Origin of the sequence: Chryseobacterium echinoideorum, from assembly GCF_007474535.1 — a bacterium.
In the GTDB taxonomy this organism is placed as follows: domain Bacteria; phylum Bacteroidota; class Bacteroidia; order Flavobacteriales; family Weeksellaceae; genus Chryseobacterium; species Chryseobacterium echinoideorum.
This window is the reverse complement of record NZ_VKNW01000006.1, coordinates 31961-56836: the sequence shown is the minus strand read 5'-3', so window position 1 is coordinate 56836 and position 24876 is coordinate 31961. Positions and strand designations below refer to the sequence as shown.

The 24876-nt window shown below is 34.1% G+C and carries 19 protein-coding genes; 12 read left to right on the top strand and 7 right to left on the bottom strand.

All coding sequences use genetic code 11. The features are described from left to right. Nucleotides 1-2 precede the first annotated feature (2 nt). A complete protein-coding gene (locus FOL89_RS09140; protein WP_144282519.1) occupies nucleotides 3-476 on the bottom strand; it encodes an RNA polymerase sigma factor in 474 nt (157 codons plus the stop codon). A gap of 438 nt (nucleotides 477-914) precedes the next feature. Between FOL89_RS09140 and FOL89_RS09135 the strand changes: the two genes are divergently transcribed. Further along, complete coding sequence (locus FOL89_RS09135) at nucleotides 915-1484, top strand: fasciclin domain-containing protein (RefSeq protein ID WP_144282518.1); 570 nt, start codon at nucleotides 915-917, stop codon at nucleotides 1482-1484. 62 nt (nucleotides 1485-1546) lie between these two features. On the opposite strand, the gene FOL89_RS09130 is transcribed toward FOL89_RS09135, so the two are convergent. From FOL89_RS09130 to FOL89_RS09120, 3 genes are read right to left on the bottom strand one after another with little or no spacing between them, the layout of a single operon-like run. Then, nucleotides 1547-2305: a hypothetical protein gene (locus tag FOL89_RS09130; RefSeq protein WP_144282517.1), complete on the bottom strand. Its 759-nt coding sequence runs from the start codon at nucleotides 2303-2305 to the stop codon at nucleotides 1547-1549. A 16-nt stretch (nucleotides 2306-2321) separates the two neighbouring features. After that, entirely contained in the window at nucleotides 2322-3404 is a 1083-nt protein-coding gene (locus FOL89_RS09125) for a putative type IX sorting system protein PorV2 (protein WP_144282516.1), read from the bottom strand. A gap of 12 nt (nucleotides 3405-3416) precedes the next feature. Then, the gene (locus FOL89_RS09120; RefSeq protein WP_144282515.1) at nucleotides 3417-4295 is read right to left on the bottom strand and encodes a DMT family transporter; all 879 of its coding nucleotides are present in this window, start codon (nucleotides 4293-4295) and stop codon (nucleotides 3417-3419) included. 369 nt (nucleotides 4296-4664) lie between these two features. On the opposite strand from FOL89_RS09120, the gene FOL89_RS09115 reads away from it, so the two are divergent. The 7 genes from FOL89_RS09115 to FOL89_RS09085 all read left to right on the top strand — a co-directional run bounded on the left by FOL89_RS09115 (nucleotide 4665) and on the right by FOL89_RS09085 (nucleotide 13702). Then, nucleotides 4665-6293, top strand: a complete 1629-nt coding sequence (locus FOL89_RS09115; RefSeq protein WP_144282514.1) for an acyl-CoA carboxylase subunit beta — start codon at nucleotides 4665-4667, stop codon at nucleotides 6291-6293. A 179-nt stretch (nucleotides 6294-6472) separates the two neighbouring features. Beyond that, nucleotides 6473-6943, top strand: coding sequence for a VanZ family protein (locus tag FOL89_RS09110; protein ID WP_144282513.1), 471 nt, complete (start codon nucleotides 6473-6475; stop codon nucleotides 6941-6943). Between the two features lie 69 nt (nucleotides 6944-7012). Further along, complete coding sequence (locus FOL89_RS09105) at nucleotides 7013-8011, top strand: alpha/beta hydrolase (protein ID WP_144282512.1); 999 nt, start codon at nucleotides 7013-7015, stop codon at nucleotides 8009-8011. Between the two features lie 204 nt (nucleotides 8012-8215). Continuing rightward, a complete protein-coding gene (locus tag FOL89_RS09100) occupies nucleotides 8216-8755 on the top strand; it encodes a TlpA family protein disulfide reductase (protein ID WP_144282673.1) in 540 nt (179 codons plus the stop codon). Between the two features lie 82 nt (nucleotides 8756-8837). Continuing rightward, entirely contained in the window at nucleotides 8838-9179 is a 342-nt protein-coding gene (locus FOL89_RS09095; protein ID WP_144282511.1) for a YkvA family protein, read from the top strand. Nucleotides 9180-9359: 180 nt separating this feature from the next. Further along, nucleotides 9360-10718 carry an orotidine-5'-phosphate decarboxylase gene (gene pyrF / locus FOL89_RS09090; RefSeq protein ID WP_144282510.1) on the top strand — a complete coding sequence of 453 codons (1359 nt, stop codon included), beginning with the start codon at nucleotides 9360-9362 and terminating at the stop codon, nucleotides 10716-10718. 164 nt (nucleotides 10719-10882) lie between these two features. Further along, complete coding sequence (locus tag FOL89_RS09085; RefSeq protein WP_228444886.1) at nucleotides 10883-13702, top strand: gluzincin family metallopeptidase; 2820 nt, start codon at nucleotides 10883-10885, stop codon at nucleotides 13700-13702. Nucleotides 13703-13761: 59 nt separating this feature from the next. Here FOL89_RS09085 and FOL89_RS09080 read toward each other — a convergent pair whose 3' ends face one another. Continuing rightward, a complete protein-coding gene (locus tag FOL89_RS09080; RefSeq protein ID WP_144282509.1) occupies nucleotides 13762-14625 on the bottom strand; it encodes a lamin tail domain-containing protein in 864 nt (287 codons plus the stop codon). Nucleotides 14626-14783: 158 nt separating this feature from the next. Beyond that, the gene (locus FOL89_RS09075) at nucleotides 14784-15647 is read right to left on the bottom strand and encodes a lamin tail domain-containing protein (protein ID WP_144282508.1); all 864 of its coding nucleotides are present in this window, start codon (nucleotides 15645-15647) and stop codon (nucleotides 14784-14786) included. A 184-nt stretch (nucleotides 15648-15831) separates the two neighbouring features. Between FOL89_RS09075 and FOL89_RS09070 the strand changes: the two genes are divergently transcribed. The 4 genes from FOL89_RS09070 (at nucleotide 15832) to FOL89_RS09055 (ending at nucleotide 23793) form a co-directional block, all read left to right on the top strand. Next, nucleotides 15832-19029 (top strand): hypothetical protein, encoded by a 3198-nt coding sequence (locus FOL89_RS09070; RefSeq protein WP_144282507.1) that lies wholly within the window; start codon nucleotides 15832-15834, stop codon nucleotides 19027-19029. A 112-nt stretch (nucleotides 19030-19141) separates the two neighbouring features. After that, on the top strand, nucleotides 19142-20806 hold the full coding sequence (locus FOL89_RS09065) for a GLPGLI family protein (RefSeq protein ID WP_144282506.1): 1665 nt from the start codon (nucleotides 19142-19144) through the stop codon (nucleotides 20804-20806). Between the two features lie 358 nt (nucleotides 20807-21164). Further along, nucleotides 21165-22832, top strand: coding sequence for an asparagine synthase B (gene asnB, locus FOL89_RS09060; RefSeq protein ID WP_144282505.1), 1668 nt, complete (start codon nucleotides 21165-21167; stop codon nucleotides 22830-22832). Nucleotides 22833-22974: 142 nt separating this feature from the next. Further along, nucleotides 22975-23793: a hypothetical protein gene (locus FOL89_RS09055; protein WP_144282504.1), complete on the top strand. Its 819-nt coding sequence runs from the start codon at nucleotides 22975-22977 to the stop codon at nucleotides 23791-23793. 72 nt (nucleotides 23794-23865) lie between these two features. On the opposite strand, the gene FOL89_RS09050 is transcribed toward FOL89_RS09055, so the two are convergent. Continuing rightward, nucleotides 23866-24876 (bottom strand): lysylphosphatidylglycerol synthase transmembrane domain-containing protein, encoded by a 1011-nt coding sequence (locus FOL89_RS09050; RefSeq protein ID WP_144282503.1) that lies wholly within the window; start codon nucleotides 24874-24876, stop codon nucleotides 23866-23868.

The following is a 24876-nucleotide window of genomic DNA, read 5'->3' as shown; positions in this document are numbered from 1 at the left end:
ATTTATTGATAATCTTTTAACAAATCTTTTAATTTCATCAATGCACTTCGCATTTTCGTCTTTACAGTACCTAAAGGCATATTCAGTTTTTCTGATATTTCACTCTGCGTGTATCCTTGATAATAAGCAAGATTTATTAATTCCTGCTTATCGGACTCCAAACTTTCAAGCACCTTATTGAACCCAATAAAATCTGAATTATTAGTTGTTGTAAGTTCCGCATTCTCATATACGAAATCTGGTAAAGGTTGGTTTTTTAGCTGATTTTGAAAACTTTTCGATTTTAGATAATCTATTGCCGTATTTCTGGCTATGTTGATCATCCATGTATAAAATCTTCCTTTTGAGGAATCATACTGCTGAATTGAATTCCATATTTTAACAAAAACATCCTGAATAATTTCCTCGGTATATTCTTTAGATTGAACAATTCGTAGAATTACACCATACAAAGCACCAGAATAGTTATCATACAAATGATGAAAACCAGTCTCGTTTCGCTCTCTCAGTAAAACTACAAGCTCTTCTTCTGAATATTTTGTTTTGATTGTAAATAATTTTCATTCCAAATTTAGTAAAATAAAACATGTAATTTCAAAAAAGTTTAAAAAATATATGATTATTTATATTTTCCTTATTATGCTGCATCCAGACCTGTAAATTTTTTAATGTTTTCCATTTACTTTTTGCACAAAATCAACTTTTATAAAACTATAATGTTCTGCTGATTGATTTTAAATTCTTGATCATCCCAATAAAGCTAATAAATTATTATTAAATATCTCTTTAATAACCAACTTCTTCTTAAAAGTTAATAACTGTTAAAATATTTTTTTTGAAATCTAAAAAAAAATACTCCTCGTAAATGAGTTTAGAAACAAACAATACTCAAATAATAATTTAAAAATCAAGAAATGAACACAAGATCAAAAATCGCAGTATTCGGAATGGTAGCATTATCATTTGCATTCAGCGGAAATGCAGCTGCACAGAAAATGAAAGAAAAAACAGTAATGGTAGGTGGTGCAGCCATGTATCCTTCTAAAAACATTGTAGAAAATGCAGTCAATTCTAAAGATCACAAAACACTGGTAGCCGCAGTAAAAGCAGCTGGTCTTGTAGAAACACTTCAGAGTGATGGTCCTTTTACAGTTTTTGCGCCTACAGATGCAGCATTTGCCAAATTGCCGGCAGGAACTGTCGAAAATCTTGTGAAACCTGAAAACAAGGAGATGCTTACAAAAATTCTTACTTACCATGTTTTACCTGGAAGATACAATTCTAAGCAGGTTTGGGCTGCTGTGAAAGCCGGAAATGGTAAAGCAATGATGAAAACTGTAGAAGGTGAGCAACTAACCTTCTGGACAAAAGGAAAAGATCTGTATGTAACTGATGCAAAAGGCAACAAAGCTAAAGTTACTATTGCAGATGTAAATCAATCAAATGGCGTTATTCATGTAATAGACACTGTTCTATTACCGTAGTTTTAGTTTTTTATGGTTTATTTTAAGGAAGCCCTGTCAAACTTAGGTTTAGGCAGGGTTTTTTATTGTTTAATTAATGAAAATATTTCTTTAGAATACTCATCATTTCCTTTTGGAATTTCGATGATAATATTTCCATTTTCAAGATAGCCGAAAGTATTTTCTCCTGATTGCAATTTCACCTTAAAACTATCTTTTCTTGTGGTTGGTTTAAAAGTTGCAAATGGCACACTGCTGTTATTTTCAACAAAAATAAATTGATTATCCTCAAGCTGTATTTTTTGAACAATTAATTTTCCATTGGTGTATGTAATTGTTTTCTCGGCTGTAGTCTCATTTTTTAGAGAGGCAACTTCGTTTACTGATTCTGTCTGTAACTCCTGCGTAAGATTTTCAGTTTTAATTTCTTTGGGGTTTGCAACAGGAACAGACATCAAAGCCCGTTTTAAAGCATCTTGAAAACCTTCCTCAAACTCTTTGATTGAAGAACTTCCTTTCTGAGAAGCAATCACTTTATTATTACAGTCTTTAAATACCACTAAAACCTTATTTCTCAGAAAACCACTATCGTTCACAATATCAGCATTAAGAACATTACACTGATTAGAATTGGCTTCCGAAGACCATTCGCCCCGATTATCAGACAGAACGATATATTGTTTAGCTTTAAGACTTTTTGCTAAGACATTACTAAGACCGTAGTTTTGTTTTTTGAAGGTTTCAAATGAATTTGGAACTACAATATATTTGTAATCTGAGACTTTTTGAGCAAATGTCATTGTAAAACCTGCTGTAAGTATTGCCAAAGATAATTTTTTCATGTTACAATTAAAATAGTTAATCATTTCTAAACTCTCCCATATCAAGTTTTAAAGAGAAGAAATTAGAATAAAAATTAGAACCCCCGATTCCTGAATTACTGATGGCATAATCCAATGTAAGACCTCTGTATCTTATTCCTATACCTGCGCTCGGTTGAAACGAAACTTTTCTTTTAAGATCCTCAATATCAGTAATAGATTGAAATCTGTTGACTCCCAATCGTACAAAAATCATTTTCTGATAACCTAATTCTGCTCCGGCATAAGGCGTGATACTTGCAAAATCTGTTGAGAGAAGTGCTGCTGTTTTAGCAAAGTCTACATTAATTCCTGCTTCCGGCAACACATAAAGACTGCTGTTAATTTCAAACAATTTACTTGCACCCGCATTAAGTTTTGGCATGGTAAGCTCCATTTTATCCGTTGGAGCGGGGTTAAATTCTTCTCCGTTGACAACCGTTGATAATTCATTCTGATTAATATTCCAGAAATTAACTGTAGTGGTTGCATCGCGAAGCATTCCCCCGAATTTCCAGCCGTTATCTAGTTTATAAATAGCTCCGATATCAAATCCGAAACCATAACCGCTGGCAAATTTACCCACGTTTCTATAAACTATTTTAGCATTGATCCCAACATCCAAATTAGGATTCCCACCAGGATTGAAAGCGTAGGAAACAATACCTGCATAATCAGATTGAGAAAATCTTGTGATTTTATCGTAATCTATGTTTCCTTCTGTATCTATTAATTGTGTGGTATTGAGAATATTATCAACTCCAAGTCTTACGATTGAAACTCCAAAAACTCCGGTTTCCAGAACTTTGGCATAGGCAAGATAGTCGTACTTTGCAATAGACTCAAAGTATTCTGCGTGCATAGCTGCTCCTTGCCAGTCTTTCTGAATTCCCATCAACCCCGCTGGGTTCCACATCGGAGAGTAGACATCATCCTGATTAGTGATTACAGCTCCTCCCATACCAATCCCTCTTGCTCCGGCTCCGATATTGAGAAATTCGTTGGAATATTTTCTGATGATCTGAGACTGAAATGTTCCTACAATCATTAAAGTCAGTAATAAAAAATATTTTTTCATCATATAAATTGATGCTTAATTAAGTTTTTTCTGTTTTCTGTTTTTAATTATGGCATTCGCTACAATTGCCAGAATCATTACTAATGAGGCAACATAAAATATGGGGCTCATGTTTTCTGATTCTCCAAAGATAAAAAAAGCTAGTATAATTCCGTAGACCGGTTCCAAATTTACTGTTAAAATTAACGTGAAAGGCGAAATATATTTCATCAGCTTCACAGATTCAAACATCGGGTAAGCTGTAAATAAACTTGCCAGTAAGCCTATTAACGCTAAATCTTTATAGTTTATTTCGTTCATGTGAACAATTTGTCCTGTAACAAGATAAAATACCATCAGAATAAACCAGCCGGAGAAAATTTCATAAAAAATAATATTTCCTGAGCTTGTTTTACCAAAGAGTTTTCCGTTGAATACAGAAAAGACAGTCCCAAAAACAGCACAAAGAATTCCAAAGAAAATTCCTTCTTTATATTGAAATTCTGTTTTAAAAATAAGCAAAATACAGGCAACAATCACAATTCCCATAATTACTTCAGAAACATCTACTTTTCTTTTATAAACCAACGGCTCCATAACAGAGGCAAAAAGCGTAGAAAGAGAAAGGCAACTCAATGCTATTGAAACATTGGAAACTTTTATTGAGTAAAAGAAGCAAAACCAGTGCAGTGCCATGAAAAAACCTACACCCGCCAACTGAAAAAAGAGTTTTTTTGAAACTTTAATGCTTTCTTTTTTATAAATTCTTATAAATAGGTAGAGAAATACTGAAGCAAAAAGCATCCGGTAAAAAACGAGAATCTGAGCATTAGCAGTGATCAGCTTCCCTAGTATTGCGGTAAATCCCCATAAAAAAACAATAAAATGTAATCTGAAAAGTGCTAATTTCTGCATTAGATCGTCTTAAAATACCAAAGTGCAAATTTACTAATACCTTTTCACATTTTAGAAATAATTTAAAAAAGCCTCAATATTTTTAAACAAAAATCACTATCAAAACAAAAACCCTGAAAGTCTATGAAACTTTCAGGGCCTTCAAATAATAAACTATTAAAAAAATAAACTAGGAACTTAGAGCATTTAACCAAAGTATTACCTTTGATACTCTTGTGTAAAATTAGAAAATATTATGAACATAACAAAACATAAGTTTGTTAAAATTTTCATAAAATTCTGAAAACCAAAAACTTAAATATGATTGCAATCATTTTGCCTTGTTTTTACCAAAAATAGTATCTTTAGGCAGTTTAAAATAAAGATTTCATGGATATTGAATTTAACAAAAGAGAAGATCAAAATAAATTAAAGTTATCAGAAATCAACCGTCTTTTAAATGAAATAAAAAAAGGCGGTGGCGAAAAAAGACTTCAAAAACTTCGTGAAGAAGGTAAAATGACGGCAAGAGAAAGAGTTGATTATCTTCTTGATAAAGATTCAGATTCTATTGAAATCGGAGCTTTTGCCGGATACGGAATGTACGAAGAGCATGGAGGGTGTCCAAGCGGCGGTGTTGTCGTTGTAATGGGATACGTTTCCGGAAGACAATGTATTGTTGTAGCCAATGATGCATCGGTAAAAGCCGGAGCATGGTTTCCGATTACAGGTAAGAAAAACCTTAGAGCGCAGGAAATTGCGATGGAAAACAGGCTTCCTATTATTTACCTTGTAGATTCTGCCGGAGTTTACCTGCCAATGCAGGACGAAATTTTTCCGGATAAAGAAATGTTTGGCAGAATTTTTAGAAATAATGCAAAAATGAGCGCCTCAGGAATTATTCAGATTTCAGCCGTAATGGGAAGCTGCGTAGCAGGAGGAGCTTATCTTCCTATCATGAGTGACGAGGCGATGATTGTTGACAAGACAGGCTCAATATTTCTTGCCGGAAGTTATCTGGTAAAAGCCGCAATCGGCGAGTCTATTGATAACGAAACTCTTGGTGGAGCCACTACTCACTGTTCTATTTCCGGCGTAACAGATTATAAAGCTAAAGATGATAAAGATGCTTTAGATCGTATAAAAAATATTATGAAATCTGTCGGAAGCTACGAAAAAGCAGGATTTGACAGAATTGAAAGTTTCCCGCCAAAAGAAAAACCTGAAAACATTTTTGGGATCATGCCGGTTTCCAGAGCAGATCAGTACGATACTTTAGACATTATCAAATGTATTACGGATAATTCGGAATATGAAGAGTACAAGCCCGATTACGGCAAAAGCATCATTTGTGCCACTGCAAGAATTGATGGCTGGTCTGTAGGGATTGTTGCCAACCAAAGAAAACTGGTAAAAAGCGGAAAGGGGGAAATGCAGTTTGGAGGGGTAATCTATTCTGATTCTGCAGATAAAGCAACAAGATTTATTGCGAACTGTAACCAGCGAAAAATTCCTTTGGTGTTTTTACAGGATGTAACTGGTTTCATGGTAGGTTCAAAATCGGAGCACGGCGGAATTATAAAAGACGGAGCCAAAATGGTCAATGCGGTTTCTAATTCGGTTGTCCCAAAATTTACTATTATTACCGGAAACTCTTATGGAGCAGGAAATTATGCTATGTGCGGGAAAGCATATGATCCAAGATTAATCGTTGCATGGCCGTGGGCAGATCTCGCCGTAATGGGCGGAGCGCAGGCTGCTAAAGTTTTGGCACAAATACAGGAGTCTACCCTGAAAAAACAAGGAAAAGAAATTTCGGATGAAGAGCGTAAAGAAATTTTAAACTCAATTTCTGAAAAATATAAAAAACAAACAGAAGCTACCTATGCTGCTGCAAGATTATGGACGGATGCTATCATCAACCCTATAGATACCAGAAAATGGATCTCTATGGGAATTGAAGCAGCTGATCACTCTCCTATCACAGAAAAGTTTAATCTGGGAGTTATTCAGGTTTAAAAGATTTTAAAATAAATATTTTGAAGCCTTACTTTGTGGAGTAAGGCTTTTTTTATGTTAAATACTCGTAAAAAATAATAAACTTTTTTAAAGCAGACACTAAAGGGGATATAATTGATGTTGTAATAAGGACTAATAGCTACAAACTTTTTTTATTACTAATCCTTAAAAGGAAACCTATGAAAAGATATTTTGCAGTTTTTATAATAATATATGCCGCTGTTTTATTGTACATGATGTTCTATGCTTCAGGAAGAGAGCCTTCAGAAATTGCTTACTTTCAGCATAAACCGTTTGTAACAATACAAAACTTTTTCACCAACAATAACATCAAAAATCAGGATTTTATCGTTAACATTTTTGGGAATATATTTTTATTCTGCCCGTTTGGATGGCTGGGTTTGTGCATTAAAAAATTCAGCCGGTTTTTACCAATCACTCTATTTTTTCTTTTTTCGATAAGCTTAATCGAATCTGCTCAGTTTTTAACAGGAAGAGGTGTTGCAGATGTAGATGACGTTTTTCTAAATACCTTCGGAATGTTGCTTGGTTTTACTTTATTCAAATATGCGACCTGGAAAAATATTGCCAATATAAAATTTCATTTTGATCTTTTTGAAAAAAGCAAGACTTTATCATCAGCCTCATGATTCGGAATTTATGATTATTCCCGTTAATCTTTGCACAAATATTGCACCTGCATTTCATTTACATTTATTATGAAATCAATCTCTTCTCAATCATTGTTGCAAAAAGTACTTGCCGTACAATTTTTAATATGCTCAGTTTTAATATTTTCTCAACGACAGAAAACAACACTTCTGTTTGAAAAAGCCAATGTTCAGGAAGATATAGTCTACAAGACTGATGAAAACGGGAAAGAAATACTCCTTGATTTGTATAAGCCTCAAAAAACCGGGATAAAAAAATTTCCTGTAGTAATGTTTGTTCACGGAGGAGCTTGGGTAGAGGGAAACAAAACAATTTACGCTGATAATTATGTAGAAAATACCATTTCTAAACTTTTAGATAAAAACTTCGCAGTCATCAGCATCAATTACCGTTTAGTCAATGAAAAAATTCATTTTCCTGCTCCGATTGAAGACACTAAAGACGCAGTACGGTGGATCAGAAAAAACGCAGACCAGTATCAGTTTGATCCGCATAATATAGGAATGTGGGGTGTTTCTGCAGGAGCTCATCTTTCTCTACTGAGTGCTTATACCAAAGACACACAATTTATCGGCGATCCTTTACTTTCTAAATATTCCGCAAAAGTAAATTATGTGGTTGATAATTTCGGACCTACTGATATGAACCGACTTCTTCACACCAAAGCTCCACAGCCATTGATTTTTACAGTTGGTTTAGTTTCACAAAAAATTATTGATCTGCGTGGTAAGCTTATCATGGGAATTACAGGAATGGATTCCAAAGAAAACAAAAAAGAGATTGCAGAATTTTGTGAAAATATTTCTCCGCTCACCTACAACAAAAATACGGTTCCGACACTTATTATTCATGGTAATAAGGATAAAATTGCTCCGTTAAAACATTCGAAAAGACTTCATAAAATGTTGGAAAAATCCAATACAGAAAATAAGTTGATCATCGTCAGAAAAGGAAATCATGGTTTCAGCACTACAGATAAAGCAAAACTTGAAGAGATCAGTAATAGTATGGTAAATTTTATTATAAGCCAGCAAAAGAATAATTAATATCTCTAATTGTTTTATTGCTCTTTGTAGATTTTTATCATTTGATAATTTATTGAGACAAATTATTTTGCAGTTCTCTCTCAAAATGTTTAATATTGTTGTCAATTGAAAACCAGATTTCTAACGAATCCGCTTTCGGCAAATCCCATCGAAAGCAATAAAAAAAAAATCTGAATTACAATGAGTTACACTTTACTTATTACAATGAAAAAAAACTTCGTATATATAGTCCTGATCATTATTATTGCTGTTATCGCCTTCGTTCCGGGAGTAAAGAATTTTCTGAAAGATCAGTTTTTCCCGGTTGCTACCATTGAGAATGCAGTTCACATTAATGAAGTAGATTACGATATAGATTTACAGGGAATCAATGTTCCGAGTACCAATCTTAAAAACTTCAAAAACAAACCTCTTTTTCTGAACTTTTGGGGAACTTGGTGCCCTCCTTGTATCAAAGAATGGCCGACAATTCAGAAACTTTATGATTCAAGAAAGGAAAATATCAACTTTGTATTGATTGCAATGAAAGATGACGAAGCTAAAGTAAGAAAATTTCTTCAGGAGAATAATTATACTGTTCCCGTATATATTGCCCAAAGTCCGATCTCTGAAAAGGTGCTTCCAAAAGCTTTTCCCACCACATTCCTTTTAGATCAGAACGGAAGAATATTAATTAAAGAAGATGCTTATACAGATTGGAATACAGAGTCTGTGCATCAGTTCATTGACAATATTATCAAATAATAATTTTAACGAAATTTTATATTGCATTGGTACGCAATTTGAAAATTATATAATGTTGAAGTTAAAAAAAACAAACACAAAAATGAAGTATTCAAAAATCAGTTTAGCAAAAGAAGCAATCAGCCACAAAGGATTTGTGAGAAAAATACCAGATATTTTCAGAATGGTCAATCTTTGGAGAAAAGGATTTTATCCAGTAAAGTCTATGGACATGATTTTACCGCTCTTAGGAGTTTTATATGTAATATCGCCCATAGATCTGGTTCCTGATTTTATCATTCCTGTTGTAGGAGTTTTAGATGATCTCGCAGTTTTATCATTTACGATTCCGAAACTCATAAAAGAAGTTGATAAATTTCTTCTTTGGGAAGCAGAACAAAAATACAGCAAAACAAGGGTCATTGATGCAGATATCGTGAAATAATAGGAAAACCATCTTTATGATGGTTTTTTTATGTTCTTCAGAAAGATATTTGAGATAAACATATTTTTAAAATTCAAATAATAAAGTCAAAATTTCAGGATTTATAAGCCAAGCAAAATTTGCCATTACTATCATCCTTTCATCTCAAATCCTTAAATTTGCAACATCTAATAAAAAACAATGGAAAGTAAGAAAGAATTCTTTTTAGAATGTTACAAACTGGGCATCATCAAATTCGGAAGATTTACGCTGAAAAGCGGTATAGAAAGTCCGTTTTATGTAGATCTAAGACCGCTAGCTTCAGATCCTAAAATTTTAAAAAATCTTGCCAATTATCTTTTGGATATGCTTCCTTTAGATAATTTTGATCTGATCTGTGGCGTTCCTTACGCAGCACTTCCGATGGCAACTGCAATGTCTCTGGAAAGCTACATTCCATTAATTATAAAAAGAAAAGAGGCAAAGGAATACGGAACCAAAAAAATGATTGAAGGCATTTATCAAAAAGGGCAAAACTGTCTTTTGGTAGAAGATGTTATCACTTCCGGAAAATCTTTAGTAGAAACCATTGCTGAAATTGAGCAGGAAGATATAAAAGTAGCCGATATAGTGGTTGTTTTAGACAGAGAACAAGGCGGCAAGCAACTATTAGAAAACAAAGGCTACAGAGTTCACACTTTATTCAATATTACTGAAGTTTGTAGTATTTTACAGGAAAACGGCGATCTTTGCGATGATGAGGTGCAGAGAATTAATGATTTTCTGAAAGGAAATCACGTTCAGTTTGAAGAAAAAACAAGACTCTCTTATCAGCAAAAATTTGAATTTGCACAGCATTCAGTTTCAAAAAAATTATTAGAAATTGCTTTGGCAAAAGAATCTAACCTTATTGCTTCTGCCGATGTAACAACCACTCAGGAACTCCTTGAGCTTGCAGACAAAGTAGGACCTCATATTATTGCCCTAAAAACACATATCGATATTATTTCTGATTTTGATTATCAAAACACTATTATCCCTTTAAAAGAAATTGCTTCCAGACATAAATTTCTCTTGATGGAGGACCGAAAATTTGCTGACATTGGAAATACACAGGAACTACAGTTTACAAGCGGAGTTTTCAGAATCACCGATTGGGCAGATTTTGTTACTTCTCAGGTGATCGGCGGTTTTGAATCTTTAGACTGCTTCAAAAATGTGGGAGTAGTTGCCATTATCGGAATGTCTTCAAAAGGAACTCTAACTTCAAATAACTATCGTGAGGAGGCATTGAAAGTTGCACTTTCTCATCCTAACGTGATTGGCGGAGTTTCACAAAATCAAATCCCTGAAGATATTTTACTGTTCACTCCCGGAGTAAATCTTGCAGATTCAGGTGATGGAAAAGGACAGCAGTACAATACTCCTGAACGTGTTTTTAAAACACTGCACACTGACTTTATTATTGTAGGAAGAGGAATTTACAAATCTGAAAATCCGGAAGAAGCCGCAGCAACCTATAAAAATGCAGGCTGGAATGCTTATCTGAATTCTTTATAACAAACAACATATCAATAAATACGATATCCTGAAAATGTCTTTATTCTTTAAAGCCGTTTTCAGGATTTTTTGTTTTTGAATATCTGAAATTTTAACAATAATCCGGACTAAAAAGGTATTTGATTTGATATAAAATACGCTATATTTGAAGCTTTATCAGAACATTGAAAAAATTTATCCTAAGTCTTATTTCTTTTTTATGGGTTGTGCAGGTGAATGCTCAAAAAGACAGCATTTCTATTGATGCGCAACTATCTTCTGATAGAAAAACTCTCGAAATAAGTCAACAAATAGTTTATCATAATCATTCTGATCAAGATCTCAACAGCATAAAACTGCTCAATTGGATCGCAGCGTATAATAAACGTGGAACATCGTTGGTTTACAGAAAACTTGAAGACAGAAATTACAGCCTGCATTTTGCAAAAAAACAGGAGCTTGGAAAAATCTTGAATCTTGAAATTAACAGCGCAGACAACCCATCTGTTCTTGTAAACAAAACATCAGAAGAAAATCTTTTCCTGATGCTAAATAAAACGCTGCATCCCGGAGAAACTATAGAATTGCAGTTAAATTACAAAATACAGCTTCCTGACAAAAAATTTACCGGATACGGAACTTCAGCACAGGATATTGCTTTGAAATATTTTTTCATCGTGCCTGATCATTTTGATACAGAAAACAATACAAAAAGAAATTACCACGATATAGAAGAATCGGTAAATTTTAATACTTATTGGAAAGTTAAATTCAGAAATAATGACAACTTTTTTATCGAAAGTAATCTGGCAAAAGTGCAGCCCGATTCATTTCAGGGATATTTGGATTCTGATCCTGAATTTCTTCTAAGTAAAAATGAATTTCCATCCATCAAAATCAATACAAATGATATAAAAACTGAAATACAGTTCGGCTATTTTATCAGCCCACAGGAAATTCAAAATCTTGAATTTTATCTTCCTCTACAGCTTAAATTTATCAAAGAGAGAGTGGGAATTATTCCAGAAAAATTATTTATTTCAGACAAATTCAGGGCAAAGGAAGATTTTTTCGGAAATAACGATATTAAATTCTGGAAATTCAGATTCAAGCTTTTTTCTGATGCAGAAAATGCAGATCTGGATTACTTTGGGATTATCACCAAAAAAATTCTTGATGAAAGCATCATCACATCCAAACAGGAAAATCACTGGTTCAAAAATGGTTTAAAGTCTTATCTTGAAATTCAATATCTTAAAAAATTTTACAGCGAGGCAAAACTTTTGGGAAAACTTCCGGAAACAAAAATTTTGGGAGTAAAACCATTGAAATTATTTCATGCTTCAAGAGTGAAACTTCTCGACAGATACGGGCTGGCTTATCAGTATATTCTTTCGCAGAATCTTGACCAGAAAATTGATGAACCTTTCACTGTGTTGAGCAATTTCAACGACATGGCGATAAGCAGTTTCGAAACGGGTACACTTTTCAGTTACACCGCGGATAAAATGGGAGAAGAAAAATTCAATTCCATTATCAAAAATTATATTGCCGAGAACACTGACACGCAGATAAATCCTGATGATTTTCTGGATCAACTGGCAAAAAAGGAACCGTCTTCAGAATATCTTAAAAATTTCATAGAAGGAAAGCACAGAGTAAATTTCAGACTGAAGAATTTCAGAATTGAAAATGACTCATTAAACATTAAGATCGTTAAAAATACAGATGAAAATATTCCTGTAAAACTAGAAACACAAACCAAAGAAGGCTCAAGAAATTCCTATTGGATTGAAACAGAAAAAAATGAACGTCTGAAAACAGTACAACTTCCCGCCGAGGATGTTTATAAAATCACTTTAAACAATGATTACATTTTTCCGGAAGCCAACTACCGGGATAATTTTCTTTATACGAAAGGAATTTTTTCGAATGCTAAAAAAATTAGATTTAAGCTGATTAAAGATATTCCCAATCCTGAGTTTAATGAGATTTATCTGAATCCGAGAATCCGTTTTACCAATACTTATGACAAGTTTCTCATCGGAATGAATTTTAAAAATCAGTCGCTTTTCGATCAGAAATTTTTATATTCCATTACACCGTCTTATAGTACGGGGACTGGGAAACTGACTGGCTCAGGAGCAGTTTCTTACTCTTTTCTTCCCGCTGAAAGCATTATTCAGAGATTGACTTTCGGGGTTTCTGGTTCCTATTTTCACTATGATTTTGATTTAGCTTATCAGAAAAATTCTTTGTACTCTAATATCAATTTCAGAAAAAACCCGAGAAGTACTGTAAGTCGCGGATTAGGTATTTCTTACACATATTTTCAGCGTGATTTGAATGCCAAAATGATTGCAGAGAATGATTATGAAAAATACAATTTATGGACGATTGGTTACGGATACACCGACAATCAAATGATTCATGAGAAAAGCTTCAGCATCAGCACACAGGGAATGGAAGATTACAACAAAATTACTGCGGAAGGCTTTTACCGATGGGAATTTGCTCCCAGACAGAAACTCAGCTTACGCCTTTTTGCGGGCTATTTTGCAAGAAATGAAACCCGAAACAATACTTTCAATTATGGTATTTCGAGAGTTTCAGATTATTCATTTTCCTATAATTTATTGGGGCAGAGTGCAACGGGAGGAATTTTATCACAGCAGTTTATTTTGGCAGATGGTGGTTTTAAATCTTTTATTCCGGGAAGTGTAAATCAATGGATCACTTCATTTAATGTAGACTCCAGTGTATGGAAAGTCTTTCACATTTATGCTGATGCAGGTTTTTACAAAAATAAAAATCAACCGACTCAATTTATATGGGATAGTGGTTTGAAAGTACGCGTTATTCCTGATTTTCTTGAAATATTTTTGCCGGTACAGTCTTCGTTAGGATTCGAGCCTGCATTCAAAGATTATGGCAAAAGAATCCGTTATACATTAATTCTGAATCTGAGTACGATTATTAATGCTGCGAGAAGAGGTTGGTATTAAAAAAAAGAAGCAGCAATCGGAGAAATTGCTGCTTATCTAATGTTTAAAATAAAACTGAATTAGTCTTTTATAATTTTCTGAGATACCGGTTGATCATTAATCATTCCTGTTACAATGTAATTTCCTTTTTGCAGTTCAGCAACATTTAAAGACATATTATTTCTTATCGAAGAAGTTTTTACCAATTGACCCGATAAAGTATAGATCTTAATATCTCTTACTTCTGTACCAAATACAATCTCATCATTTTTTACAAAAGCATTCTGTACAAAACTATTCTTTAGTACTGAATTATTCTGCAGATCATTTACAGCAAGCGTTCCTGATGCTTGAGGAGTTGGCAATGTTATGGTAAAATCAACATTATTATTGTTGGTATCTCCATTAGTTCTTGTAATTGAATTCAAAATCGTTGGAGACGGAGCTGCTCCTGCTCCTTCATACTGATTAGCGAGACCATAACCTACAAAATCTAAGACATTAGCAGCTGTAGGTCCGGTAACCTGTGTCGCATTGCTTGCCAAAGCAACTTTTCCTGAAGTAAGCGCAAGACCAACTCCTACTCCTACAGCAGGAGAACCATCGAAGTTTAAGAGAACACTTACAACAAGATTAGGATTAAGCAAATTAATCAATCCGCCTAATCCATCAGATCCCTGCTGAATCAAATACGTTTGTCCCGGAGCCAGAGTAATATTCGGCAAGTTATTGTACTGAGTAAAAGATCCTGTTGAAGAAGCATACTGAATAGTTGCGCCGTTAAGAGAAGCCGTAGAGCCTCCTATATTTTTGAGTTCTATGAAATCATTAGTAATGGCAGCTCCCAGGATTCCACCTCCGGTATAGATTTCATTGATTACAATCTGAGCATTAGAGAATGCTGCTATCGAAATGAGTCCGATAAAAGTAAATACTTTTTTCATAATATTTTATTTTGGTGATTATCATAAAAAAACCAAAAATAATACCAAATAAACAACAATAATGACAATTTTATAAATAAAAAATACCACATCAAACAATACAGCCATAAAAAAACCACTTCAAAAAGAAGTGGTTAATCTTTGTTTATAGTATAAAATTAATCTTTCAAGATTTTCTGAGAAACCGGTTGATTATTAACAGTTCCGGTAACGATATAATTACCTTTTGCCAATTCAGCAACATTTAATGTTTCATTAGCTTTCACTGAAGAGGTTTTTACCAACTGTCCGCTTAAAGTATAAATTTTAATGTCTTTTACTTCACTGCCGAAAATGATTTCATCGTTTTCAACGAAAGTATTTTTCAAAAATGCAGACTTACTTTTATTCAAGTCTGAAACAGATAAACTTCCTGAAGCAGAATTTTGAGGAGTTGGAGATCCAGCTGTAAAATCTGCTGAATTATTATTGGTATCTACACCATTGGTTCTAGATACTGAAGTACTATTCGACATTGCAGGCGCTGCAGCTGATCCTTCAAATTGATTTGCACTTCCTACACCTACAAAGTCCAAAACATTAGTATCAGTAGGACTTCCTACTTGTACTGAGTTACTAGCTAAAACAATTTTCATATTAGTTCCTGCCATTGCAAAACCATCTGTAGAATTATTAGTTGATCCGTTGAAATTCACTAATGTTGTTGCAATAAAATCAGGAGTAGGTAAATTAGTCGTACCTCCAGCTCCTGCAGCTTCTTGTACTAAATAAGTCTGTCCTGGAGCCAAAGTAATACTTGGCAAAGTATGATAAGAATTAAAAGTACCTGCAGAAGATGCATATTGTAGCGTAGCTCCAGTTAGTGTAACAGGTGAGGTACCCTTGTTAATTAGTTCTACAAAGTCATTTTTATAAGTAGATCCTGAATTACCTCCACCACCATAAACCTCATTGATCACAATTTGTGCATTCACAATTCCTGCAATTGCAACTATTCCTAAAATTGTAAAGATTTTTTTCATAACTTAAATTTTAATATTAATAATTTATGAGGCAAAATTACTGTTATTTTTTCATTTAATATAATAATGAGGTTAAATTTCTGTTAATACTATTAAAACCTTTGGTGTTCGTAATTTTTAGCTATTTTTACCAATTATTTTTAAAGACTTGCGGAATTTTATTCTGATATTCTTATTGTTGTTTATGGGCTTATCTTGTTATAATGCCCAAATTTTTACATGGAAAAATCCGAATATACCACAAGACAGTATCAAAAAAGACAGCATTATTGCTCTAAGACTTGAAAGAGATCTTTTTGCCAAAGACACAATGGATTTCGTCAGAACCAGTAACAAAATCATTGTAGACGAAGCCGTTCTTGCGAAAAATAATACCAAAAGGTTTCTAGGAGAGCTCAATTCAAAAGGTTCTATCATCAGAGGGATTACTTTTGGTAATAATCAGGGACAATCGGTGCAAAGCTCAATGGATTTACAGATTTCCGGAAGACTTTCTAAAGATGTCACGGTTTTGGCAAGCATTTCAGATCACAATTTACCTATACAGGCGGATGGATATACCCAGACTCTGGAAGAGTTTGACAGAATCTATATGCAGCTCAATATCAAAGAAAAATCAATTCTCAGAGCCGGTCATTTAGATCTGGTAGATGCCAAAAATTATTTTTCAAAATATCAGCGAAGAAGCATGGGTCTTCAGTTTCAGACACAGTTTGGAAATGACAACAAGACTTTTGTAGATATTTCGGCTGGCGTTGCGCGAAGTGAGTTTCACAGAATCCGTTTTCAGGGAATTGAAGGAAACCAAGGACCATACCGACTTACAGGAAAAAACGGAGAGCAGTTTATCACCTTGATTTCAGGCTCAGAACAGGTTTTCATCGACGGAATTTTGATGAAACGTGGTGAAAATCAGGATTACGTCATCAATTATAATACAGGAGAAGTCACTTTCACTAGTTTCAGACCTATTTTCCAGCAAAATTTCATTACAATTTCTTTTAATTATGCCAACAGAAATTATTCAAGATATTTATTTACCGGAAAACTGGAGCATCAGAGAGAAAAATTCAGGGTCGGTCTCAATTGGTTTATGGAGAATGACAATAAAAATGCTCCTTTAGCCTTAAATTTATCCAAAGAAGATGAGCAGATTTTAGCCGATGCCGGAAACGATCAAAACCTGATGTATGCACCTTCCGGCGTTGTTGCAGAATACGATGTAAACAAAATCTTATACATCCTTATTCAAAATCCAAGTGGAAATTATTATGAGTTTTCTACTGATGCCACACAGACTTTATATCAGGTATCATTTACTTATTTCGGAGCCAGTCTCGGAGACTACAAGCTCAAACAAACCACCAACAACGGACGTGTTTTTGAATATGTCGGACCCAACTTGGGAGATTATCGTGCCGTCAGAAAACTGCCTTCGCCCCAAAAAGCTCAGGTTTATACTTTAAATTCAGAATATTTGCTTAAAGAAGGAAAAATAGGCGCAGATGTTTCACTCAGCAATTACGACATCAATTTATTTTCATCAAAAGATTCAGATCAGAACATTGGTTACGCGGCAAGAATATTCGGGAACAAAACCTTTACCAAAAACAACTGGAAAGGAACTCCACGATTTGAATATCAATATATAGACAAGCAGTTTCATATTTTAGACCGCATCAATGATGTAGAATTTTCACGCGACTTTAACCTTGCACAGGAATTTAACAACCTCACCCAAAACCGCTTTATTTTCAGCTTTTTAAATAAATGGAATAACAAATCTGTGCTGAATTACAGAGTAAATTATCTTGATGAAAAGGATTCTTATAAAGGTCTTAAAAATGATCTTGATTTTGGCTGGATCAAGGGCAAATTTACAACCAAAGGAAACTTTTCTTACCTGGATACAAAAGCAACACTTCAAAATACCAAATTTATCCGCGGAGCAGCAGGAACAGAATACACCGGAGCGAAAGGAAGCTGGGCACTCGGCGGAAGCATGGAACATAACGAAAAGAAATTCAACGAAATAGAATTAATGGATGTGACCAGTTTTAGCTGGAAAGAACTTTTCGTTCAGAAAAAAATCGGTGACAGCGCAAGAACCAAGCTCCTATCCAGAATGTATGTGAGAGATAATGATTCTGTACGTGACAACCGGCTTCAGAACATGAACAGAATCTTAGGTTTCATGGCAGAAAGCCAAATCATTAAAACTGAAAAAACCACATTGAATGCATTGCTTCATTATAGAAAATTTTTCTATAAAAATGACGATGTAGATATGAATCAGAACAAAGATTTTGTAGTTGGAAATATTTTATACAATCAGCAGCTATTTAAAAACGGAATGCGCCTTCAAGCTTTTTATGAATTAGGAAATGGTCAGGAAGCCCAGCGTGAATTTCAGTACATAAAAGTAACCGACGGACAAGGAGTTTATAAATGGACAGATTATAACGGTGATGGTGTGCAACAGCTTGATGAGTTTGAAATCGCAGAATATTCTGACCTTGCGCAATACATAAGGGTTTATACCAATTCTGTAAGATATATTCCTTCCAATAAAAACAAGCTACAGCTGGCTTTATTTGTAAACCCATCTGTTGTTTTCAGTTCTGAAAACAAATTTTTAAAACGCTGGAACTTCAATATTTCATTAAATTCTCAAAATTCTTTTTATAAAAGAGATAAAGTTTTGGTTCTAAATCCTTTTGAGACCGGAGAAAATTTAATTCTGAAAAATCAGAATATTCTGATGTCTGCTCAGTTTAATCCAACTGAAAAATCCGGCTGGAACGGCAATTACCGGTTTATTTCCAATGATAATCTCCTGAATGCCAATTTCAGCAGCGAAGAGCGGAATCAAGCCTCCCACTTTGTGAATATAGGATATTGGTTTAACAAAGAATTTAGAATTGACTGGGAAAATTCAATTCATGATATTGAAAATTCTTCACAGCTTTTTGCCACGAGAGATTACCGACTCAACAACTTTGAAACCAAACCAAAGGCAACCTACCGATTTACAGATGCCATTCAGGCAGAATTTTCCTCGGCTTACCGTGAAAAAAAGAGATTGGATGGCGAAGAAATGCTGAAGGCTTTTGACCTGACCGGAACCATCCAATGGGAACGCAAAAAAACTTCCATCAGAGGAAACTTCTCTTTTATCAATAATGATTTTACAGGAAATAACTTCAGTATTGTCGGAAACCAGATGCTTGACGGTTTAAAACCTGGAAAAAACCAGGTATGGAGCGTATTTATTCAGCAGGCAATTAACTCTTTTCTTCAACTTAACCTGAATTATGAAGGAAGAAATTCCGGTGAAAGAACCATACACATAGGAAGCATGCAGGTGAAAGCTAGCTTCTAAACAAATTTTTACAAAATCCCGACTTATTAAATACTTTTATAATTTGTATTAAAAATTATATTTATAATTGAAACAAATAATCATTTAAAACTCCAAATCACCTTCATTTATTATGCTAAAAAATTTTATCGTCATTGTTTTTACTTTTATTTCTGCTTTGTATATCTCACAGACTTATGAGATTCAATATGAAAGCTCATACAACGGAAAAGTTCAGCCCAATCAGAACACTGTGATTGTCTGGGTAAACGCAGAAGAAAATTATATTTTAAACTCAAAAATAAAAGAACTGAAAAGCGACTATCCGTTTGAAATTACCAAAATAGAAAAACCTTTCAACAGCATTATTTCTTATGCTTTTTTAAAACCAGATGAGGTTATTTCCACTGATGATGCAGAATCTGTAGCAAAACAAGAGTTTGAATTTACCTCAGAAACGAAAAAGATTCTTGGCTACAACTGTAAAAAGGCAATCACAAAGGTCAATTCAAACACGATTGAAATCTGGTATACCAACGATCTGAAAATAAGTGGCGGACCATCAAGTCTCGGTCAGAAATTAGGTTTAGTGTTACAGATTGAAAGAAACGGAAATTCAGCTACGACAGCGGTATCCGTAAAAAAAGTTAAAAGTACTGCAATAGAAAAAATCCTTAATAAAAAAGCATCTACAACAGATCTCTTAAGCTATCGTGATTTATTGTGGAAAAGCAGATTTACTACTTTAAAGGTTTTTGAAAATGAAATCATCAATTTCTCTGACGAATCTAAATCTGATGAGAAAATTAAAAGATTTGCCAACGGAACCATTATTCTTAAAAAAATAAAATTTCCCGAAATAACTGAAGGAGATCATATTTTTGTGGAGCTAAAACAGCAGTCTAACGGTGATGCATACGACAGAACCGGAACGGTATTTTTTATTCCCGAAGAAAAAGTACAATCCTTTTCTGATGGTCTGGAAAATGGAATAAAAACACTTCCATCGTACGAAAATGGTAACGGAAAAAAATATTTCGGAGTTACTTCAACCAAAAATTATCAGCCAGCCATCGAACTAATGAGATTTTTCACCTCTTTCGGAATCAATAAATTCAATCACATCCAGCTTAAAGATAAAGTTTGGCAGACTCTAAGTCCCTTTAGACAAGATATTACAGAACTAAAACCCTCGCTTTCAGGAAAAGAACTTTGGATCGGTACTTTCATCGGAAATTATGACAAGGGCGGTCATAAAGTAAGTCTGGAATTGACCATTCATCACAGCGACCAGATTGTACACAGCAACAATAAGGTAATCCCGCTATTCAATACAACCAATATTATGGAAATGGCAGGACAGGACTATGCAACGATGTTTGATCAAGACAAAGGATTATTTGTCGAATTTAATCTGGAAAAAGATTTAAAAAATGTACAACTCAGATATATAACAACAGGTCACGGCGGATGGGAAAATGGGGATGAATTTATTCCTAAACAAAACTCAATTTATATAGACGGAAAACTATCCTATTCTTTTATTCCATGGCGTACAGAATGTGGTTCGTACCGTCTCTATAATCCTGCATCCGGAAATTTTGCTGACGGGCTTTCCTCCTCAGATTTAAGCAGATCCAACTGGTGTCCCGGAACAGTTACCAACCCAAATTATATTTCTTTGGGTGATTTGAAAGCAGGAAAGCATACGCTTCAGATTAAAATTCCTCAGGGAAAACAGGAAGGAACCAGCTTCAGCTCGTGGAATGTCTCGGGAGTATTATTAGGCAGCGAATAAAAACAAAACCTCCTTGCAATATTATTACAAGGAGGTAAAAACACAAATGATGAAAAAAAATTATTTCGAGCCACAAAGTAAATAAAAAAAAATTTACAAGTCAATACCGCATCAACTTTTTTTTGAAAAAATTTACCTTTTTTATTACTATTTAACAATGGAAAATCAAATTTTTCAATTTCACCCGATTATAAGATTATAACAAGTGAAAAAATTTAACTAAAAACTACTTAAAAAAGCCATTTTAATTAAAATAATTAACTATAAATAATAAATTAATTAAAATTTTAATATTATCTGTATTTTTTATTTTAAATTATAAATCATATATATAGTTTTGCTTTCAAATAAATACATTATGTGCGGAATCGTTTGCTTATTTGACGCAAAACAGTCAACCGAAATATTAAGACCACAAGTACTTGAAATGTCTAAAAAAATTCGCCATCGCGGTCCGGACTGGAGCGGCGTTTTTCAAAATGACAAAGTGGTATTTTCTCATGAAAGACTCGCTATTGTAGATCCTACATCCGGAAAGCAGCCATTGTTTTCAAAAGACGGGAAAAAAGTTCTTGCCGTAAACGGAGAAATATACAATCATCGTGAGCTGAAAAAAGAATTTCCTGATTATGAATTTCAAACTCAGTCAGATTGCGAAGTTATTCTGGCTTTATATGAAAGAGACGGGAAAAAATTTATAGAAAAACTTAACGGAATTTTTGCGTTTTCACTGTATGATATAGAAAAAAATGAATATCTGATTGCAAGAGATCATATGGGAATTTGTCCGCTTTATCAGGGTTGGGACAGAGAAGGCAATTATTATGTAGCTTCCGAACTTAAAGCACTGGAAGGTATTTGTAAAAAAATAGAAACTTTTTTGCCGGGACATTTTGTATACAGTCCGGATGGAGCAGAGCTTCAGCAATGGTACAAAAGAGACTGGGAAGATTTTGAAGCTGTAAAAGATAATGTAACCGATATTAATTTAATCAGAAAAGGATTAGAAGAAGCTGTTCACAGACAACTGATGAGTGATGTTCCTTATGGAGTTTTACTTTCCGGAGGCCTGGATTCATCTATTATCTCTGCAATAACAGCGAAATTTGCCAGACAAAGAATCGAAAGCGGCGACACTCAGGAAGCATGGTACCCAAGACTTCACAGCTTTGCAGTGGGTTTAGTTGGTTCTCCGGATTTAGAAGCAGCCAAAAAAGCAGCAGATCACATTGGCTCGGTTCACCATGAAGTTAACTTTACCGTGCAGGAAGGTTTAGACGCAATCCGTGATGTCATTTATCATCTTGAAACCTACGATGTTACCACCATTCGTGCTTCTACGCCAATGTATCTTCTGGCAAGAGTCATCAAATCTATGGGGATAAAAATGGTGCTTTCAGGAGAAGGTTCTGACGAATTATTTGGCGGATATCTTTATTTTCATAAAGCTCCCAATGCAAAAGAATTTCATGATGAAACGGTTAGAAAACTAGGAAAACTTCATTTGTACGATTGCTTAAGAGCCAATAAAGCTTTAATGAGCTGGGGAATCGAAGGAAGAGTTCCGTTTTTGGATAAGGAATTTATGGATATTGCCATGAATGTAAATCCCGAAGACAAAATGATCAAAAAAGAAGAAGAGAAAATTGAGAAATGGGTTCTGAGAAAAGCTTTTGAAGATCTTCTCCCTGAATCTATCGCATGGAGACAGAAAGAGCAATTTTCTGACGGTGTAGGCTATTCCTGGATTGATACTTTGAAAGATATTGCAGAAAAATATGTAACTGACGAAATGATGGCTAATGCGAAGTTCAGATTTCCACTCAACACTCCGCAAAATAAAGAAGAATACAGATACCGTACTATTTTTGAAGAACATTTCCCGAGTGAAACTGCTGCAGCTACGGTGCCATCTGTGCCATCTGTAGCCTGTTCCACACCGATTGCCCTGGAATGGGACGAAGCTTTTAAAAAGATGAATGACCCAAGCGGAAGAGCCGTGAAAGTACACGAAACTTCTTACTAAAACCAAATATTTATTAATCCTGTAGCTTTACAGGATTTTTTCTTGAATAAAATCAATAATATTTTGATAATTTAACTAACTATTAAACTTATTATCTAATAAATAATTATATTTGAAAAATAAAAAATCTTTACTCCTAAAAATGAAAAGAAACATTACTATTTTATTTGCTTTATTATCGGTAAGCTTCGCTTTCGGACAAGGTAAATACGGAAAATATCTCAGCTCTAAAAAACTTGCTCTAACTTATAAAAATGTAAAACCGGCTGAAAAAGACGATTATTATCAGCAGTATTACTGGCTTGTGAAAGCTGAAAAGCTGAAGACATACCCTCATTTGGCAGATGTAAAACCAGTTGTTCTTTATAATTTTGTAAAAAAAGTAAATCCTCAAAATCCAACAAAAAAATTAGATGACAGAGGAAAAGAACTTCGTAAAACTGCAGAGTTATCTTTGGATCAGTATTTTAAAAACAAAAATTTTCAAAACAACGAAATCCTTCTTTACAATCTTGAAACCTATGTAGACCCTTCACAAGGAGAATACTTCACTAAAGTTGATGCTGAAAGAATAAAAGAACTGGTTCCAAAAGAATTTTTCGGATTTGCTTCTTTAAACAGAAAAACAGGAGAAGAAACCAATTATTACCTTTGGGTAGATAAGAAGAATGACAAGTACAAAATTGTGGATATCATTCCTAACGAAAAAGACAATAAAAAATTCTATGCGTCTTTGAGACAGTATCTTCCGAAGTATACATTCAAGAAAAAATTTATGCCAACTGTAAAAAAAGGTACAAAAGCTGATAAAACAGATAAAAACTTTTTCTACATTATGCCATTTGAAGAGAACAAGGACAATATTGAATATAAAACTGATGACTTTGAAACATTCATCCTAAGCCAGGTAAAAAGAGAAGGAGAAGCTTGGATTGGTGTTGAAAAACCAAAAAATAAGTAATTAAAATTTACATAAATAAAAAAACCGAAAAGACATACTTTTCGGTTTTTTCTATATAATCAACAATCAGTTTTATGACGTAATTTTAGCTCTGGCTTTTGCAAGCATCAGAATAGAAATCAAACCCATAATCAGCATCACCACAATTTGAAGAGGAAGCGAAATAAATGAGTAAATCAACCCCATTTCGCCGCCTAATTCTGCGCTTTTCCCCATAGAAAGAAATAATGCCATAAAACCGTACTTCATCGCAAGATTAAAAGCTCCAATTCCTCCACTTGCAGGAATAATCATTCCCAAAGTACCCACTACAATAATAAAAAAACCATCAGCAAAAGTAAAATCTGAAGTTTCCGGCAGTGAAAAACAAACCAGATACGCAGCAAAGTAATAAGAAACCCAAATTCCTATTGTATACCCTATAAATTTACCTTTTTGTTTTAATTTGAATATTGACATTAAGCCTTGAAGAATACCGTCAATGAAGCCGATAATTTTACCTAAGACCGGAACATCAAGAAACCTATTTTTGAAAATAAAAAATAAGATTCCTGCAACAGCCAAAATGGCAAACACCAATAAAATCTTATTTGGATTTGCATCAATCCCAGAATTTTCATAAAAAGACAAGATAGCTTCGTATTTAAAAATTAAAGTCAAACCCAAAAATGCAAGCATACAAACCAAATCAACCACTCTTTCAAGGATAATCGTTCCGAAAGACTTATCTACAGGAACTTTTTCTACGCCGTAAAGTGCAGTTGCTCTCGCCAATTCGCCACTTCTGGGAATGGTAAGATTCATCAGATAACCGAAAGATAAAGACCACAACGAATTAGAAGTTGAAATTTGATGTCCCATCGGTTCCAATAACAAATTCCAGCGAATCGCCCTGAACCAATAGGCTGCAATAGCAAATACCGCTGAGAAAGCCACCCACATATAATTGGCTTTAGCTAAAGATTTTTTTATTACTTTAAAATCCAGACCTCTAAGAGCTAGCCACAAAAAAAAGCCTGCAAAAGCAAGCGAAATAATGACAGTCAGGATAGATTTTATCGTTTTATTAGATTTATTCTCCAT

What these genes read in the sequence shown, in the direction of transcription:
- FOL89_RS09135 (WP_144282518.1), top strand. Translation starts at nt 915, where the DNA reads ATGAACACAAGATCAAAAATCGCAGTATTCGGAATGGTAGCATTATCA.
- FOL89_RS09130 (WP_144282517.1), bottom strand. Translation starts at nt 2,305, where the DNA reads ATGAAAAAATTATCTTTGGCAATACTTACAGCAGGTTTTACAATGACA.
- FOL89_RS09125 (WP_144282516.1), bottom strand. Translation starts at nt 3,404, where the DNA reads ATGATGAAAAAATATTTTTTATTACTGACTTTAATGATTGTAGGAACA.
- FOL89_RS09120 (WP_144282515.1), bottom strand. Translation starts at nt 4,295, where the DNA reads ATGCAGAAATTAGCACTTTTCAGATTACATTTTATTGTTTTTTTATGG.
- FOL89_RS09115 (WP_144282514.1), top strand. Translation starts at nt 4,665, where the DNA reads ATGGATATTGAATTTAACAAAAGAGAAGATCAAAATAAATTAAAGTTA.
- FOL89_RS09110 (WP_144282513.1), top strand. Translation starts at nt 6,473, where the DNA reads ATGAAAAGATATTTTGCAGTTTTTATAATAATATATGCCGCTGTTTTA.
- FOL89_RS09105 (WP_144282512.1), top strand. Translation starts at nt 7,013, where the DNA reads ATGAAATCAATCTCTTCTCAATCATTGTTGCAAAAAGTACTTGCCGTA.
- FOL89_RS09100 (WP_144282673.1), top strand. Translation starts at nt 8,216, where the DNA reads ATGAAAAAAAACTTCGTATATATAGTCCTGATCATTATTATTGCTGTT.
- FOL89_RS09095 (WP_144282511.1), top strand. Translation starts at nt 8,838, where the DNA reads ATGAAGTATTCAAAAATCAGTTTAGCAAAAGAAGCAATCAGCCACAAA.
- pyrF (WP_144282510.1), top strand. Translation starts at nt 9,360, where the DNA reads ATGGAAAGTAAGAAAGAATTCTTTTTAGAATGTTACAAACTGGGCATC.
- FOL89_RS09080 (WP_144282509.1), bottom strand. Translation starts at nt 14,625, where the DNA reads ATGAAAAAAGTATTTACTTTTATCGGACTCATTTCGATAGCAGCATTC.
- FOL89_RS09075 (WP_144282508.1), bottom strand. Translation starts at nt 15,647, where the DNA reads ATGAAAAAAATCTTTACAATTTTAGGAATAGTTGCAATTGCAGGAATT.
- FOL89_RS09070 (WP_144282507.1), top strand. Translation starts at nt 15,832, where the DNA reads ATGGGCTTATCTTGTTATAATGCCCAAATTTTTACATGGAAAAATCCG.
- FOL89_RS09065 (WP_144282506.1), top strand. Translation starts at nt 19,142, where the DNA reads ATGCTAAAAAATTTTATCGTCATTGTTTTTACTTTTATTTCTGCTTTG.
- asnB (WP_144282505.1), top strand. Translation starts at nt 21,165, where the DNA reads ATGTGCGGAATCGTTTGCTTATTTGACGCAAAACAGTCAACCGAAATA.
- FOL89_RS09055 (WP_144282504.1), top strand. Translation starts at nt 22,975, where the DNA reads ATGAAAAGAAACATTACTATTTTATTTGCTTTATTATCGGTAAGCTTC.
- FOL89_RS09050 (WP_144282503.1), bottom strand. Translation starts at nt 24,876, where the DNA reads ATGGAGAATAAATCTAATAAAACGATAAAATCTATCCTGACTGTCATT.